Source organism: Arenimonas metalli CF5-1, from assembly GCF_000747155.1.
In the GTDB taxonomy this organism is placed as follows: Bacteria; Pseudomonadota; Gammaproteobacteria; order Xanthomonadales; family Xanthomonadaceae; genus Arenimonas; species Arenimonas metalli.
The window spans coordinates 159,678-174,897 of record NZ_AVCK01000012.1 but is presented as its reverse complement, the minus strand read 5'-3'; the positions used below and the strand labels follow the sequence as shown (position 1 = coordinate 174,897).

Below are 15,220 nucleotides of genomic sequence, written 5' to 3'. Positions count from 1 at the left end.
AATCGGGGCGGGTGCGCGCGGCGGCAAGGCCTTCACCCGCCGTGGACGCCGCGCGGCCTTTGCGCCGACAATGCGCGGGCCGGACCGCCGGCGCCCAACGTCCGAGGAATGCCCATGTCCCTGCGCGCCGCCTGCCTTGCCGCCGCCCTGCTCGCCCTGCCGCTCGCCGGCCAGGCCTCCGAACCCGACCCGGTGGTGAAGGCCCAGCTCGAGAGCAAGGGCACGCCCTTCGAAGTGGACGAGGACGGCGACTTCCGGATCGTGGTCCGGCTCGAGGACGACCGCACCCAGCTGGTGTGGGTGCGATCGGCGGTCTCGGAAACCGATTTCCACAAGGTGCGCGAGATCTGGTCGCCGGGCTACCAGTCCAGCACCGACCAGTTCCCTTCCTCGGTCGCCAACGACCTGCTCTCGCGCAGCGACGAGCTGATCCTCGGCGCCTGGGTCAAGCAGGACCGGGTGGCCATGTTCGTCACCAAGATCCCGGCCGACGCCAGCGCCGATGCCTTGGACGAAGCGATCGACCTGACCGCGGTCTCGGCCGACGCCACCGAGCTCGACCTCACCGGCAAGGACGAGCTTTGAGCTATCGCAGCGGTCGCTTCTGGCAGCCCGACGTCACCGTCGCCACCGTCGTGGTGCGCGACGGGCGGCTGCTGGTGGTGGAAGAGAGGGTTCGCGGCGAGCGCGTGATCAACCAGCCCGCCGGCCACCTCGAGCCCGACGAGAGCCTGCTCGAGGCCGCGCGCCGCGAGACGCTCGAGGAAACCGGCTGGGACGTCACCCTCACCGCCTTCATCGGTGCCTACCAATGGAAGGCGCCGTCCGACGGCCGCCATTTCCTGCGCATGGCCTTCGCCGCGGAGCCGCTGCGGCACCACCCCGGGCGCGCGCTCGACGACGGCATCCTGCAGGCGCTGTGGCTGACCCCGGCCGAACTGGCCGCGGAATCGGCGCGCCACCGCAGCCCGCTGGTGTGGCAGGTGGTCGAGGATTTCCTGGCCGGCCGCCGCTTCCCGCTGCAGGTCCTGAACCACACCGCATGAGCCCGGCGCGCGTCATCGTCGGCCTGTCCGGCGGCGTCGATTCCTCGGTCGCGGCGCTGCTGCTGCAGCGGCAGGGCGAGTCGATCGCCGGGTTGTTCATGCAGAACTGGGATGACGATGCACAAGGAAGTGCAAGTGTCGCGGGAGGCAGGATGCCGGGAGCGACGGCGACCAGTGATTGTCGCGCGGAGGACGACCGGCGCGATGCGCTGGGCATCGCCGGCCGGCTGGGCATCCCGTTCCATGCCCGCAATTTCGCCAAAGAGTATTGGGCGGGCGTGTTCGAACACTTCCTGGCCGAGTACCGCGCCGGGCGCACGCCCAACCCGGACGTGCTGTGCAATCGAGAGATCAAGTTCAAGACCTTCCTCGACGAAGCCCGGGCCCTGGGCGCGGAAAAGATCGCCACCGGCCACTACGCCCGCGTCGCCCACCGCGACGGCCGCTGGCAGCTGCTGCGCGGCGTCGACCAGGACAAGGACCAGAGCTACTTCCTGCACCAGCTGGGCCAGGATCAGCTGGCCGCGACCCTGTTCCCGGTCGGCGACCTGCCCAAGGCCGAGGTCCGCCGCCTGGCCGCCGAGGCCGGCCTGCCGACCGCGGCCAAGAAGGATTCCACCGGCATCTGCTTCATCGGCGAGCGCGATTTCCGCGAGTTCCTCGGCCAGTACCTGCCGGCGCAGCCGGGCGAGATCCGCAGCGTCGATGGCGAGGTCGTGGGCCGGCATTCCGGCGTCTGGTACTACACGCTGGGCCAGCGCGAGGGGCTGCAGGTCGGCGGCGTGCGCGGCCGGCCGGCCGCGCCCTGGTTCGTGGTCGGCAAGGACGTTGCGCGCAACCTGCTGTTCGTGGACCAGGGCACGGACACCCCCTGGCTGCTGTCGAACCGGCTGTGGACCGAACCGGCGCACTGGATCGCCGGCGCCGCCCCGGGCGAGTGGTTCGCCTGCACCGCCAAGACCCGCTACCGCCAGCCCGACCAGGCCTGCGAGGTCCGGGTGGACGCCGACGGGTCGCTTTCCGTAGCCTTCGCCGTCCCGCAGCGCGCGGTCACGCCGGGCCAATCCCTGGTGCTGTACCGTGGCGAGGAATGCCTCGGCGGTGCGGTGATCGCCCGCACCGATGCCCCCACGATCGAAACGAAGACCCCCGACGCATGAAGGATCGCGCCCTCGCCCTCGCCGGCCTGCTCCAGGCCGTGCAGCTCGTCCAGCAGATGGCCCAGAACGGCCAGGCCGAATCGCAGCCGCTCTCGGCCTGCATCGAAAGCCTGTTCCGGTTCGACGCCGAGTCGCCGGAGGCGGTGTACGACGGCGCGGCCAACCTCGCCCCGGGGCTGCGCCGCCTCATCGGCCAGCTCGAAGGCGGCGCCGGACGCGATCCGGCCCTCACCCGCATGGCGATGACCGTGCTGCACCTCGAGCGCGCCTTCATGCGCCACCCGAACGCGCCGCAGGCGGTGCACGACGGCCTGGAGCAGATCGCCCGCCAGCGCGAGCACTTCGGCCCGACCCACGCCACCGTGCTGGGCCGGCTCGGCGAGCTCTACGCCAAGGAAGTGAGCCCGGTGGGCCCGCGCGTGCTGGTGCAGGGCAACCCGGTCTACCTGGGCCAGCCCGACCTGGTCGGCGAAGTGCGCGCCACCCTGCTCGCCGCGCTGCGCGCCGCGGTGCTGTGGCGGCAGCTCGGCGGCAGCTACTGGGATTTCCTGTTCGGGCGCCGCGCCATGGTGCAGGCGGCCCGCGACTGGCTGGACGGCCCGCGCTGAGCAGGCGCCGCGCGGTCCCCGGAGCGGACGGCGGGGTATGGTTTGGGGCATAATACGGGGCTGACGCGGCTGCCTTGCGCGCCACTCCCAGCCCCTCTTCCAAGCCCCGGAGCCTGTCCATGAGCGACTCCTTCGCCACCCGCGACCAATTGGCCGTCAACGGCACGTCCTACACCTTCTTCAGCCTGGCCAAGCTGGGCCAGCGCTTCGACCTCAAGCGCCTGCCGTACTCGATGAAGATCCTGCTCGAGAACCTGCTGCGCTGCGAGGACGGCGGCATGACCGTCGGCAAGGAGCACATCGAGGCCGTCGCCAACTGGAATGCCAAGGCGGAGCCGGACACCGAGATCGCCTTCATGCCGGCGCGCGTGGTGCTGCAGGACTTCACCGGCGTGCCCTGCGTGGTCGACCTGGCCGCGATGCGCGACGCCGTGGTCAAGCTCGGCGGCAACGCCGACCAGATCAACCCGCTGATCCCGTCCGAGCTGGTCATCGACCACTCGGTGCAGGTGGACGTGTTCGGCAAGCCCGAGGCGCTCGACCTCAACGGCAAGATCGAGTTCGAACGCAACCAGGAGCGCTACAGCTTCCTGCGCTGGGGCCAGAAGGCCTTCGATAACTTCAAGGTGGTGCCGCCCAACACCGGCATCGTCCACCAGGTCAACCTCGAGCACCTGGCGCGCGTGGTGATGGAGCGCGAGATCGACGGCGTGAAGTACGCCTTCCCGGACACCGTGTTCGGCACCGACTCGCACACCACCATGATCAACGGCATCGGCGTGCTGGGCTGGGGCGTCGGCGGCATCGAGGCCGAGGCCGCGATGCTGGGCCAGCCGAGCTCGATGCTGATCCCGCAGGTCGTCGGCTTCCGCCTCACCGGCAAGCTGCCCGAGGGCGCCACCGCCACCGACCTGGTGCTCACCGTCACCCAGATGCTGCGCAAGCACGGCGTGGTCGGCAAGTTCGTCGAGTTCTTCGGCGACGGCCTGGACCACCTGCCGCTGGCCGACCGCGCCACCATCGCCAACATGGCCCCTGAATACGGCGCCACCTGCGGCATCTTCCCGGTCGACGAAGAGTCGCTGAACTACCTGCGCCTCTCCGGCCGCAGCGACGAGCAGGTCGCGCTGGTGAAGGCCTATGCCCAGGCCCAGGGCCTGTGGCGCACGCCGGGCCAGCCGGAAGCCGAGTACAGCGCCGTGCTGCAGCTGGACATGTCCGAAGTGCTGCCCTCCTTGGCCGGCCCGAAGCGTCCGCAGGACCGCGTGCTGCTGAGCGACATGAAGGCCAACTTCAACGCCAACCTCGGCGGCCTCACCGCCAACCGCAAGCCGAAGAACGGCGAAGTCGCGCGCATGGATGCCGAGGGCGGCCACCAGCCGCAGGCCGACCACCTGGCCGCCAAGCCGAAGTCGAAGATCCGCATCAAGGACCAGGACGCGCACCTGACCGATGGCTCGGTGGTCATCGCCGCCATCACCTCCTGCACCAACACCTCCAATCCGGCGGTGATGCTGGGCGCCGGCCTGCTGGCGCGCAACGCCGTGGCCAAGGGCCTGACCGCCGCGCCGTGGGTCAAGACCTCGCTCGGCCCGGGCTCGCTGGTGGTCACCGATTACCTGAAGAAGGCCGGCGTGCTCGGCGACCTCGAGCAGCTGGGCTTCCACGTGGTCGGCTACGGCTGCACCACCTGCATCGGCAACTCCGGCCCGCTGCCCGAGGAAGTCTCCAAGGGCATCGCCGAGAACGACCTGGTGGTCACCTCGGTGCTGTCGGGCAACCGCAACTTCGAAGGCCGCGTGCACGCCGAAGTGAAGATGAACTACCTGGCCTCGCCGCCGCTGGTGGTCGCCTACGCCATCGCCGGCACCACCGACATCGACCTGACCTCCGAGCCGCTGGGCACGGGCAAGGACGGCCAGCCGGTGTTCCTGAGGGACATCTGGCCGACCAACAAGGAAATCGGCGACTTCATCGCCAAGACCGTCGGCCCCGAGATGTTCAAGGCCAACTACGCGAACGTCTTCGGCGGCGACACCCGCTGGAACCAGATCGCCTCGCCGGACGGCGCCAAGTTCGCCTGGGACGACGCCTCCACCTACATCAAGAACCCGCCCTACTTCGACGGCATGAAGATGTCGGTCGGCAGCATCGCCGACATCGAGGGCGCGCGCGTGATGGGCGTGTTCGGCGACTCGATCACCACCGACCACATCAGCCCGGCCGGCAACATCAAGGCCAGCTCGCCCGCGGGCAAGTTCCTGCAGGCGCGCGGCGTGCAGCCGGCCGACTTCAACTCCTACGGTTCGCGCCGCGGCAACGACGACGTGATGGTGCGCGGCACCTTCGCCAACATCCGCATCAAGAACCTGATGCTGGGCGGCGAAGAGGGCGGCAACACCATCCACTACCCGTCGGGCGACAAGCTGGCGATCTACGATGCGGCCATGAAGTACAAGGCCGAGGGCGTGCCGCTGGTGGTGTTCGCGGGCAAGGAATACGGCACCGGCTCGTCGCGCGACTGGGCGGCCAAGGGCACCAACCTGCTGGGCGTGAAGGCGGTCGTGGCCGAGAGCTTCGAGCGCATCCACCGCTCCAACCTGGTCGGCATGGGCGTGCTGCCCTGCCAGTTCCTGGACGGCCAGAACGCGCAGACGCTGGGCCTGAAGGGCGACGAGGTGGTCTCGATCACCGGCCTCGAGGACGGCGCCGCCAAGCTGGCCACCGTCGTGGCCAAGCGCCCGGACGGCACCGAACTGCGCTTCCAGGTGCAGGTGCTGCTGCTGACGCCGAAGGAAGTCGAGTACTTCCGCCACGGCGGCATCCTGCACTACGTGCTGCGCCAGCTGGCGAGCCGCAAGGCCGCCTGATCGCGCATCCTGTAGGAGGGCCTTCAGGCCCGAAGCTCTTCGCCAAGAGCTTCGGGCCTGAAGGCCCTCCTACATTGTTTTGGGGCAGCTACAGCGATTCTTCCCACTCGGCGGAGATGAGCTTCCAGTCGTCGCCCTCGAGCCGCCAGCCGGTGCGCACCTGGTACACCTGGGCGCTGTCGGGCAGGAAGCCGTCGCCGCCGGCGGTGGCCGCGGTGAAGTTCACGCGGGCGCGCTCGCCCACCAGCTCGACCTCCAGCGGGCCGAGTGTCACCCCGACCTCGCGGTTGCGCAGCCAGATCAAGGCCACGTAGCGCCGGAACTGGTCCCGGTCCATGTTGCCCGGCCCGGCGAAATCCTCGGCGAACACCTCCACCAGCGCCTCGGCGTCGCGCGCCTCGGCGGCCGCCTCCATCGAAGCGATCGTGGCCCGCAGCGCCTCCTCCGGCGGGGTCCGGGAACAGCCCGCGGCAAGCACGAACAGCGCCGCGAACAGGCCCGTGACGACGGCGCGAAACCATACGCCCGCCGCCTTGCCTGTGCTTGGGGCGTATGCTCCAATCGAGCGAATACTCCAATCCGGCACCGGGCCCTGCCCTGCGGCCCGGCGCGGATGGCGGACATCATTCAACGGGGGGTTTTTCATGGGTTCCGAGCGTCCTTGGCTGGCGAATTATCCGAAGGGCATCCCGGCGGAAATCGACCTGGAGAAATACCCTTCGATCGTGTCGGTGCTCAACGAAGCCTGCCGCGACTACCGCGCCAACCCTGCGTTCGCCAACTTCGGCAAGGTCATCACCTACGCCGAGGTCGATCGTCTCAGCACCCAGTTCGCAAACTACCTCCTGCACGAGCTGAAGCTCAAGAAGGGCGACCGCGTCGCCCTGATGATGCCGAACGTGCTGCAGTACCCGATCGCGATCTTCGGCGTGCTGCGCGCCGGCCTCACCGTCGTCAACACCAACCCGATGTACACCGCGCGCGAGCTCAAGCACCAGCTCGTGGATTCCGGCGCCAGCGCCATCGTGGTGCTCGAGAACTTCGCGCACGTGGTGGCCGACGTGGTCGCGGAAACCCAGGTGAAGCAGGTGCTGGTGACCGGCGTCGGCGACATGCTGGGCTTCCCGAAGGGTGCCCTGGTCAACTTCGTGCTGCGCCACGTCAAGAAGCAGGTGCCCGAATACGACCTGCCCGGCGCCATCCGCTTCGGCGATGCCGTGGCGATGGGCGCTAAGCACCAGCTGCCCGACATCGACATCCGCGGCCACGACATCGCCTTCCTTCAGTACACCGGCGGCACCACCGGCGTCGCCAAGGGCGCCATGCTGACCCACCGCAACCTGGTGGCGAACATGCAGCAGTCCTCGGTGTGGCTGGGCTCGAACGCCAAGCCCGGGCACGAAGTCATCATCACCGCGCTGCCGCTTTACCATATCTTCGCGCTGACGGCGAACTGCCTGGTCTTCATGAAGTTCGGCGGCCTCAACCACCTGATCACCAACCCGCGCGACATGAAGGGCTTCGTGGCGGAGCTGAGCAAGATCCCGTTCACCGCCATCACCGGCGTCAACACGCTCTTCAACGGCCTGCTCAACACGCCGGGCTTCGACAAGATCGATTTCTCGAACATGCACCTCTCGCTGGGCGGCGGCATGGCCGTGCAGCGCGCGGTGGCCGAGCGCTGGAAGAAGGTCACCGGCATCACCCTGGTCGAGGCCTACGGCCTGACCGAGACCTCGCCCGCGGCCTGCATGAACCCGATGGACCTCGAGGACTTCAACGGCGCCATCGGCCTGCCGATCCCGTCCACCGACGCCTGCGTCAAGGACGATGCCGGCAAGCAGCTGCCGGTCGGCGAAGTCGGCGAGCTCTGCATCCGCGGCCCGCAGGTGATGGCCGGCTACTGGCAGCGCCCCGAGGAAACCGCCAAGGTCATCGATGCCGAAGGCTGGCTGCACACCGGCGACATGGCCAAGATGGACGCGGGCGGCTTCTTCTACATCGTCGACCGCAAGAAGGACATGATCCTGGTCTCGGGCTTCAACGTGTACCCGAACGAGGTCGAGGACGTGATCGCCCTGATGCCCGGCGTGCTGGAAGTGGCCGCCGTCGGCGTGCCCGACGACAAGTCCGGCGAGGCGGTGAAGGTGGTCATCGTCCGGAAGGACCCGGCGCTGACGGCCGACCAGGTGCGGGCCTTCTGCAAGGAAAACCTCACCGGCTACAAGCAGCCGCGCCTGGTCGAGTTCCGGACCGAGCTGCCGAAGTCGAACGTGGGCAAGATCCTGCGCCGCGAGCTGCGCGACGCCCCCAAGCCGGCGGCCTGACCCCCGCCGGGCCGGTGTAAGAAAGCTCTTAGGGCGGCACAACGCCGGCTGAAGTTCGGGTGTAGCATGGCCGGGCCGCCCTTGCGTTTCCGGACGTTAGCGTGTAGGGCGACGCCCCTACCCTTGCCCGGAGAGCCGCCATGTCCATGTCCATCGTCGAGAGCATCAACCGCGACCCCAGCTTCAGCCTGATCGAGCACAAGACGGAAGCCGAGGCCGGCATCGAATGGTGCTACATGCACCAGAACCCGCGCCCGGGCTACCGCCCCTGCTTCTCCGAGCCGCTGCTGGTGGAACTGCGCGAGTGCCAGCGCCAGATCGCCGCGCGCATGGCGAACGAACCCGCGAGCAATGGCGAGATCCGGCACCTGGTCCTGGCCTCGAAGGCCGACGTGTTCAACCTCGGCGGCGACCTCGAGCTGTTCAGCCGCCTGATCCGCACCGGCGACCGCGCCCGCCTGCTGGCCTATGCCCAGCTCTGCGTCTCGGTGGCCTTCCATTTCGCGCGCCTGGCCGACGACCGCGTGCACAGCGTCGCGGTGGTCCAGGGCGACGCCCTCGGCGGCGGCTTCGAGGCGGCCCTGTGCTGCCACACCATCATCGCCGAGGAAGGCACCGGCATGGGCTTCCCGGAAGTCCTGTTCGACCTCTTCCCCGGCATGGGCGCCTACACCTTCCTCTCGCGCCGCGTCACCCCGGCGCAGGCGGAACGCATGATGCTCGACGGCAACATCTACTCGAGCGAAGAGCTCTACCGCATGGGCGTGGTCGACATGCTGGTGCCGCGCGGCGAAGGCCTGCAGGCCGCGCGCGAGCTGGTGCGGCGCCGGCGCCGGATGGGCAATGCGCTGCGCTCGCTCAACACCGTGCGCGCCACCTGCAACCCGGTCAGCCTGGACGAACTGATGAGCGTGACCGCCACCTGGGTCGATGCCGCCATGCGCCTGAGCGAGCGCGGCCTGCAGAACATGGAGCGCCTCGTGCGCGCCCAGAAGCGTCGCGTCGGCGAGGCCCCCGACCTGCGCCAGGTGGTCTGATCCCCGGGATCGCGGTGGCCGCCGTGCAAGGGCGGCGGCCATCGCCTGGCCCGCGTCAGCCGGACTCGTGGTCCGGTGGCCGGGACGCTTCCCCTTGCGGCTGGGCGGCGATGCGCACCAGCTCGCGCCGGACCTGCTCCGCCGTGGCTTCCAGCATCGAACCCAGCATCCCCAGGTAACGCCGCCATTCCTTGGCCAGCACGGCATCGCTGGCGCGCATGATCTCGGTGCTGCGCTCCACCAGCGCCTGGGCCCCGATGTTCTCGGACACGCCCTTGAGCGCATGCGCCGCCTCGCGCACCGCCTCCCACTTCGACGTCGCCGCGCCGCGTTCGGCTTCGGCCAGGCAGCGGCTGGCGTCGCGCAGGCACTGGTCCACGAAGTCGTCGAGGAAATCCTTGCCCAGGCCCATGCCTGCGAGTTCCTCGAGCACGTCGGTGCGCAGCGTGGGCACCAGCCGGTCCTTGCGGACGACCGCGGCCGACTCTTCCTGGCCGCCGCCGGCGATATCGGCCAGCGTCTCGAGCAGGCGCGAAGCCACCACGGGCTTGGTGAGGAAGGAATAGGCGCCGGCCGCTTCGGCGTCGCGCACGGCGTCCACCGTGGCGTCGGCGCTGAGCACCAGGATCGGCGTGCGCGGGCCGCCGGCCTGCATCACCCGCGCCTGCTTGATCATCTCCAGGCCGTCCATCACCGGCATGTGCAGGTCGACGATGGCGGCGTCGATGGTCTCCTCCTCCAGCCGCTCCAGCGCCTGCTCGCCGTTCTCGGCGAACACGGTGGAATGGCCGGCGCGCTCGAGCAGGCGCTGCAGCACGAGCCGGTTGGCCGGCTGGTCGTCGGCGACCAGGATGCGCAGCGGGCGCACGCGGGCGCGGTGGCGCACGAAGGGATCGTCGAAGGCGATGATCTTTCCGCCGCCGGTCGCAGGCACCGCCACCTCCGCCGCCTCCGCGACGCGGAACTCGAGGTCGAGCCAGAAGTGGCTGCCGCCGCCCGGGTTGTCCTCGACCGCGATGGTGCCGCCCAGCAGTTCGGTCAGCGTCTTGGCGATGGTGGTGCCCAGGCCGGTGCCGCCGAAGCGCCGGGTCGGCCCGCCGTCCACCTGCTCGAACGCGGTGAAGATGCGCGCCTTGGCCTCGTCCGGGATGCCGATGCCGGTGTCGCGCACGGAGAAGCGCAGGCCCACCGTTTCGCCCTTGCGCTCGCGCACTTGCACTTCCAGCTGCACGCTGCCGGCTTCGGTGAACTTGATGGCGTTGTGCACCAGGTTGAGCAGGATCTGGCTCAGGTGGCCGACGTCGCCGTGCAGACGGGCCGGCACCGCGTCGGGCAGGTCGATGTTGAACTGCAGGTTCTTGCCCGCCGCCATCGGCTGCAGCATGGTGCGGATCCGGCGCGCCATCTCGCGCGGGGCGAACTCGCTGTCCTGGCGCTTGAGCTTGCCGGCCTCGATGGCCGAGATGTCGAGCACGTCCTCCACCAGCAGCAGCAGCGACTGCGCCGAGGTGTGGATGACATCGGCGCACTCGCGTTGCTCGGGCGCGAGCCGCGTGCTGGAAAGCAGCTCGGCCATGCCGATGATGCCGTTGAGCGGCGACCGGAACTCGTGGCTCATGTTGGCCAGGAAGCGGCTCTTGGCGGCGTTGGCGCGACGCGCTTCCTCGCCGACCCGGCGCAGGTCGCGCAGCAGGCTGATCAGGTAGCCGGGAATGGCGACCAGGCCGACCAGCAGGCCCCAGGCGAGGTAGGGATTCTGCTGCCAGTACGGGGTGAACTGGATGATGCTCAGGAAGGTGAGCGTCGCCAGCCCCATCGCCGCGAACAGGTAGTGGGTGCCGTAGCGCAGGCCGTTGCCCACCGTGACCCACATGATGATCACGTACAGCGGCGCCAGCACCTCGCCCTTGATGATCATCATCGCCGCGAGCGTGCCGTAGTCGGCCAGCATGCCGATCACGCGCCGCGGGTGCGACACCCCGGGCGACACCATGATGGCGATCACCAGGCCGAGGCCCAGCACGGTCTCGGCCAGCAGGATCAGCAAGCTGAGCCGCACCTCGTCCCCGGCGCCGGCGCTGCTGGCGACGCCCGCGAGGTAGAGCAGCAGCATCGCCGCGATGACCAGCCGCACCAGCGCCTGCGCGTGCTCGCTGTCGGGGCGGTTGGCGAAAGCGCGGATCATCGCGTCATGGGGCGGCTGGCCGGACGGGCCGCGCGCTGGCTCAGGCGGCGGCCTGGGCCGGCGCGAAGTAGCGGTGGATTTCCTCGATGCGGTCGCGGCGCGCCAGCACCGCATCCACCACCGCCGGGTCGAACTGCAGGCCGGACTGCGACTTCACGTAGTCGAAGGCGGCGGCCAGGGTCCAGGGCTCCTTGTAGGGACGCGGCGTGGTCAGGGCATCGAACACGTCCACCACCGCGACGATGCGCGCCGGCAGCGGGATGGCTTCGCCCTGCAGGCCGTCGGGATAGCCGGCGCCGTCCCAGCGCTCGTGGTGGTGCTGGGCGATGGCCGCGCCGACCTGCACGAAGCGGCTGCTGGAATCGCTGAGGATCTCGTAGCCCAGGCGCGGGTGCTGCTTGGCCTGCGCGTATTCGGCGGCGTCGAGCTTGCCGGGCTTGAGGAGGATGGCGTCGGACACGCCCAGCTTGCCGATGTCGTGCAGCGGCGCCGCCAGCTCGATCATCTTGACCTCTTCCTCAGGCAGGCCCATGGCCTCGGCGATCAGCGCCGAGATTCGCGCCATCCGCTCGAAGTGGTTGCCCGAGCTGCCGTCGCGGAAGGCGGTGGCCTTGGCAAGGCGGTGCAGGACTTCGCGCTCGCGCTCATCGAGCTCGTGCATGCGCGCCAGCAGCTGGCGCTCGAGCTCGTGCGCGCGCGACTTGAGGTTCTGCTGCTGCTGGCGCAGGGCCAGCAGGTTGCGGCAGCGCGAGCGCAGTTCGCGCGGGCGCACCGGCTTGACCAGGAAATCGATCACGCCGGCCTCGAGCGCGGCGTTGCGGATCGGCTCGTCGCCGACCACGGTGATCAGGATGATCGGCACGTCGCGGTGCGAGAGCGGGCGGCGGAAGCGGCGGGCGAACTCCAGCCCGTCGAGCTTGGGCATGCGGTAGTCGAGCAGCAGCAGGTCGGGCGAGCTGCGCTGCGACCACAGCAGGGCTTCGACCGGGTCGCCGAAGTCGGTGACCTTCACCTCGGGACTGATGTCCTCCAGCAGGTGGCGGAACATGGTCCGCTGGGACGGCTGGTCGTCGACGATCAGTACATTCACTTTGGAGCTCCCGGGTGCGCACACCGTGATTGCCGCGGGGACCCGCGGCTCGACTCCAGCTTACTCCCGGTATTTCAGCCCCGGCAAGGTGTTAGCGGGGCTTCTTTGTCCAGTGCAGCAGGACCCGGATCAGGCCTCGGGCCGCATGTACGGGAACAGAAGGACGTCCCGGATCGAGGCCGAATCGGTGATCAGCATGACCAGGCGGTCGATGCCGATGCCCAGGCCGCCGGTCGGGGCCATGCCGTACTCCAGCGCACGGATGTAGTCGGCGTCGAAGTGCATGGCCTCGTCGTCGCCCCCATCCTTGGCCTCGACCTGGGCCAGGAAGCGCGCCTTCTGGTCCTCGGGGTCGTTGAGCTCGGAGAACCCGTTGGCGATCTCGCGGCCGCCCACGAACAGCTCGAAGCGGTCGGTCAGGCCCGGATCCTTGTCGCTGGCGCGGGCCAGCGGGCTCACTTCGACCGGGTGGTCGGTGATGAAGGTCGGCTGCACCAGGGTGTGCTCGACGGTCTTCTCGAAGATCTCCAGCAGCAGCTTGCCCCAGCCGTAGCTGGCCTTGAACTTGATGCCGAGGCGCTGGCAGTGCGCGCGCATCGCGTCGAGGTCGCGCAGCTCTTCGCGCCTGATCTCCGGGTTGTGCTCGAGCACCGCGTCGGTCATCGACCAGCGGCGGAAGGCCGGGCCGAGGTCGATGGCCATGCCTTCCCATTCCAGCGCCGCGGTGCCGCGCGCCTTCACCGCCACGTCGCGGATCAGGCCCTCGGTGAGGTCCATCACCTCGTGGTAGGTGGCGTAGGCCTCGTACAGCTCCAGCATCGTGAACTCGGGGTTGTGCCGGGTGGACACGCCCTCGTTGCGGAAGTTGCGGTTGATTTCATACACGCGCTCCATGCCGCCGACCACCAGGCGCTTGAGGTAGAGCTCGGGCGCGACGCGCAAGTACAGGTCGAGGCCCAGCGCGTTGTGGTGCGTCGTGAAGGGCTTGGCCGTGGCGCCGCCGGGGATGTAATGCATCATCGGCGTTTCCACTTCGAGGAAGCGGCGGGCATCGAGCCAGGCGCGCATCGCCGAGACGATGCGCGAGCGCTGCACGAACACCTCGCGCGCCTCCGGGTTCATCACCAGGTCGACGTAGCGCATGCGGTAGCGCTGCTCGACATCGGCCAGGCCGTGGAACTTGTCCGGCAGCGGGCGCAGCGACTTGGTCAGCAGGCGCAGCGACGTAGCCTTCACCGACAGCTCGCCGGTGCGGGTGCGGGTGAGGCCACCCTGCACCGCCACGATGTCGCCGACGTCCCAGCCCTTGAAGGCGTCGTAGCTCTCGCCGAGATCGCTGCCCTGCAGGTAGAGCTGGACGCGGCCGCTCATGTCCTGCACCTGGGCGAAGCTGGCCTTGCCCATCACGCGCTTGGCCATCAGGCGGCCGGCGACGGCGACCGTGCGGTCCAGCGCCTCGAGCTTCTCCGCGGTCCATTCGTCCTTGTCGGCGAACTCGGCCTGCAGGTCGCCGGCGTAGTCGGCGCGCTGGAAGTCGTTCGGGAAGGCGATGCCCTGCCCGCGCAGCGCCGTGAGTTTCGCGCGGCGCTCGGCGATCAGGGTGTTTTCGTCGGCGGCGGGCGGGGTGTCGGTCATGGCGGGAGTCATCTGGCTGCGTGGATGGGGTTTTCCGTAGGAGGGCCTTCAGGCCCGAAGCTCTTCGCCGAAAAGCTTCGGGCCTGAAGGCCCTCCTACAAGGGAGCGTCAGGCGTCGGAGCGTTTGGCGCCGACGGCCAGGCCGGCCTTCAGGCTGGCCTCGATGAATTCGTCGAGGTCGCCGTCGAGCACCTTCTGGGTGTCGCTTCGCTCGATGCCCGTGCGCAGGTCCTTGATGCGGCTCTGGTCGAGCACGTAGTTGCGGATCTGGCTGCCCCAGCCGATGTCGGACTTGGTGGCCTCGACCGCGTCGCGCTCGGCGTTGCGCTTCTGGATCTCGAGCTCGTAGAGCTTGGCGGCCAGCATCTGCATCGCCATGTCGCGGTTCTGGTGCTGGCTGCGGCCGTTCTGGCAGGCCACCACGATGCCGGTGGGCACGTGGGTGATGCGCACCGCCGATTCGGTCTTGTTCACGTGCTGGCCGCCGGCGCCGGACGAGCGGTAGACGTCGGTCTTGAGGTCGGCCGGGTTGATGGTGATGTCAATCGAGTCATCGACCACCGGCGACACGAACACCGAGGTGAAGCTGGTGTGGCGGCGGTTGTCGGAATCGAACGGCGACTTGCGCACCAGGCGGTGCACGCCGGTCTCGAGCTTGAGCCAGCCGTAGGCGTACTCGCCCTCGACCTTGAAGGTGGCCGACTTGATGCCGGCGACGTCGCCGCCGCTGACTTCCATCAGCTCGGTCTTCCAGCCGCGGGCTTCGCACCAGCGCAGGTACATGCGCAGCAGGATCTCGGCCCAGTCCTGGGCCTCGGTGCCGCCGGCGCCGGCCTGGATGTCGACGAAGGCGCTGCAGGCATCCATCTTGCCGGAGAACATGCGCCGGAATTCGAGCTGCTCGACTTCCTTCGCGGTCTTCTCGACGTCCTCGACCACGGACGCGACCGTGTCGGCGTCGTCCTCCATCTCGGCCAGGTCCACCAGCTCGGCGCCGCCCACCAGGTTGTCGGTGAGGGTGCGGATGCCGTGCACCACCTTCTCGAGCGCGGCGCGTTCGCGGCCCAGGGCCTGCGCGCGCTCGGCGTCGTTCCAGACGTCGGGGCTTTCCAGCTCCCGGTTTACTTCCTCGAGACGTTCGACCTTCTGGTCGAAGTCAAAGATACCCCCTGAGCGAATCCAGCCGGCCCTTGAGGTCGGCGATTCGCTGGCGGATGGGATTGAGTTCCATGGTGTTCCGCAGTGGCTTGGATCGGCCGGCA

The 15,220-nt window shown here is 69.1% G+C and carries 11 protein-coding genes and 1 pseudogene; 7 read left to right on the top strand and 5 right to left on the bottom strand.

Annotation, left to right across the window (positions count from 1 at the left end):
* Nucleotides 1-114: 114 nt before the first annotated feature.
* From N787_RS04465 to acnA, 5 genes and pseudogenes are all read left to right on the top strand, one after another.
* A complete protein-coding gene (locus N787_RS04465) occupies nt 115-585 on the top strand; it encodes a hypothetical protein (RefSeq protein ID WP_034211027.1) in 471 nt (156 codons plus the stop codon).
* On the top strand, nt 582-1,046 hold the full coding sequence (locus N787_RS04460) for an NUDIX hydrolase (protein WP_034211026.1): 465 nt from the start codon (nt 582-584) through the stop codon (nt 1,044-1,046). The genes N787_RS04465 and N787_RS04460 overlap by 4 nt, the downstream gene beginning before the upstream one ends.
* Nucleotides 1,043-2,206, top strand: coding sequence for a tRNA 2-thiouridine(34) synthase MnmA (gene mnmA / locus N787_RS04455; protein ID WP_034211024.1), 1,164 nt, complete (start codon nt 1,043-1,045; stop codon nt 2,204-2,206). Before N787_RS04460 ends, mnmA begins: the two co-directional genes overlap by 4 nt.
* Nucleotides 2,203-2,814, top strand: a complete 612-nt coding sequence (hflD, locus tag N787_RS04450; RefSeq protein ID WP_034211022.1) for a high frequency lysogenization protein HflD — start codon at nt 2,203-2,205, stop codon at nt 2,812-2,814. The genes mnmA and hflD overlap by 4 nt, the downstream gene beginning before the upstream one ends.
* A gap of 119 nt (nt 2,815-2,933) precedes the next feature.
* Nucleotides 2,934-5,609 (top strand): annotated as a pseudogene (gene acnA / locus N787_RS04445) (aconitate hydratase AcnA); the annotation flags it as partial.
* A gap of 163 nt (nt 5,610-5,772) precedes the next feature.
* Here acnA and N787_RS04440 read toward each other — a convergent pair.
* Nucleotides 5,773-6,099 (bottom strand): hypothetical protein, encoded by a 327-nt coding sequence (locus tag N787_RS04440; RefSeq protein WP_052575123.1) that lies wholly within the window; start codon nt 6,097-6,099, stop codon nt 5,773-5,775.
* Between the two features lie 229 nt (nt 6,100-6,328).
* Here N787_RS04440 and N787_RS04435 point away from each other — a divergent pair, with 229 nt between their 5' ends.
* Together N787_RS04435 and N787_RS04430 are read left to right on the top strand one after the other, a co-directional pair.
* Complete coding sequence (locus N787_RS04435; protein WP_034211018.1) at nt 6,329-8,011, top strand: long-chain fatty acid--CoA ligase; 1,683 nt, start codon at nt 6,329-6,331, stop codon at nt 8,009-8,011.
* A 140-nt stretch (nt 8,012-8,151) separates the two neighbouring features.
* Complete coding sequence (locus N787_RS04430; protein WP_156968896.1) at nt 8,152-9,048, top strand: crotonase/enoyl-CoA hydratase family protein; 897 nt, start codon at nt 8,152-8,154, stop codon at nt 9,046-9,048.
* A gap of 55 nt (nt 9,049-9,103) precedes the next feature.
* On the opposite strand, the gene N787_RS04425 is transcribed toward N787_RS04430, so the two are convergent.
* The 4 genes from N787_RS04425 to prfB form a co-directional block, all read right to left on the bottom strand.
* Nucleotides 9,104-11,233, bottom strand: coding sequence for a hybrid sensor histidine kinase/response regulator (locus tag N787_RS04425; RefSeq protein WP_084590617.1), 2,130 nt, complete (start codon nt 11,231-11,233; stop codon nt 9,104-9,106).
* A gap of 40 nt (nt 11,234-11,273) precedes the next feature.
* Nucleotides 11,274-12,323 carry a response regulator gene (locus tag N787_RS04420; RefSeq protein ID WP_034211015.1) on the bottom strand — a complete coding sequence of 350 codons (1,050 nt, stop codon included), beginning with the start codon at nt 12,321-12,323 and terminating at the stop codon, nt 11,274-11,276.
* Between the two features lie 129 nt (nt 12,324-12,452).
* Nucleotides 12,453-13,958: a lysine--tRNA ligase gene (lysS, locus tag N787_RS04415; RefSeq protein ID WP_425387844.1), complete on the bottom strand. Its 1,506-nt coding sequence runs from the start codon at nt 13,956-13,958 to the stop codon at nt 12,453-12,455.
* A gap of 108 nt (nt 13,959-14,066) precedes the next feature.
* Nucleotides 14,067-15,189, bottom strand: a protein-coding gene (gene prfB / locus N787_RS04410) for a peptide chain release factor 2 (RefSeq protein WP_156968895.1) whose coding sequence is annotated in 2 segments (ribosomal slippage) — nt 14,067-15,116 and nt 15,118-15,189 — 1,122 coding nt in all. Because the reading frame shifts where the segments join, the coding sequence is not laid out codon by codon here.
* Between the last annotated feature and the right edge of the window lie 31 nt (nt 15,190-15,220).

Coding starts and splice junctions, on each gene's coding strand:
- N787_RS04425 (WP_084590617.1), bottom strand. CDS start 11,233: ATGATCCGCGCTTTCGCCAACCGCCCCGACAGCGAGCACGCGCAGGCG.
- N787_RS04435 (WP_034211018.1), top strand. CDS start 6,329: ATGGGTTCCGAGCGTCCTTGGCTGGCGAATTATCCGAAGGGCATCCCG.
- N787_RS04440 (WP_052575123.1), bottom strand. CDS start 6,099: ATGGAGGCGGCCGCCGAGGCGCGCGACGCCGAGGCGCTGGTGGAGGTG.
- hflD (WP_034211022.1), top strand. CDS start 2,203: ATGAAGGATCGCGCCCTCGCCCTCGCCGGCCTGCTCCAGGCCGTGCAG.
- N787_RS04430 (WP_156968896.1), top strand. CDS start 8,152: ATGTCCATGTCCATCGTCGAGAGCATCAACCGCGACCCCAGCTTCAGC.
- lysS (WP_425387844.1), bottom strand. CDS start 13,958: ATGACCGACACCCCGCCCGCCGCCGACGAAAACACCCTGATCGCCGAG.
- N787_RS04465 (WP_034211027.1), top strand. CDS start 115: ATGTCCCTGCGCGCCGCCTGCCTTGCCGCCGCCCTGCTCGCCCTGCCG.
- mnmA (WP_034211024.1), top strand. CDS start 1,043: ATGAGCCCGGCGCGCGTCATCGTCGGCCTGTCCGGCGGCGTCGATTCC.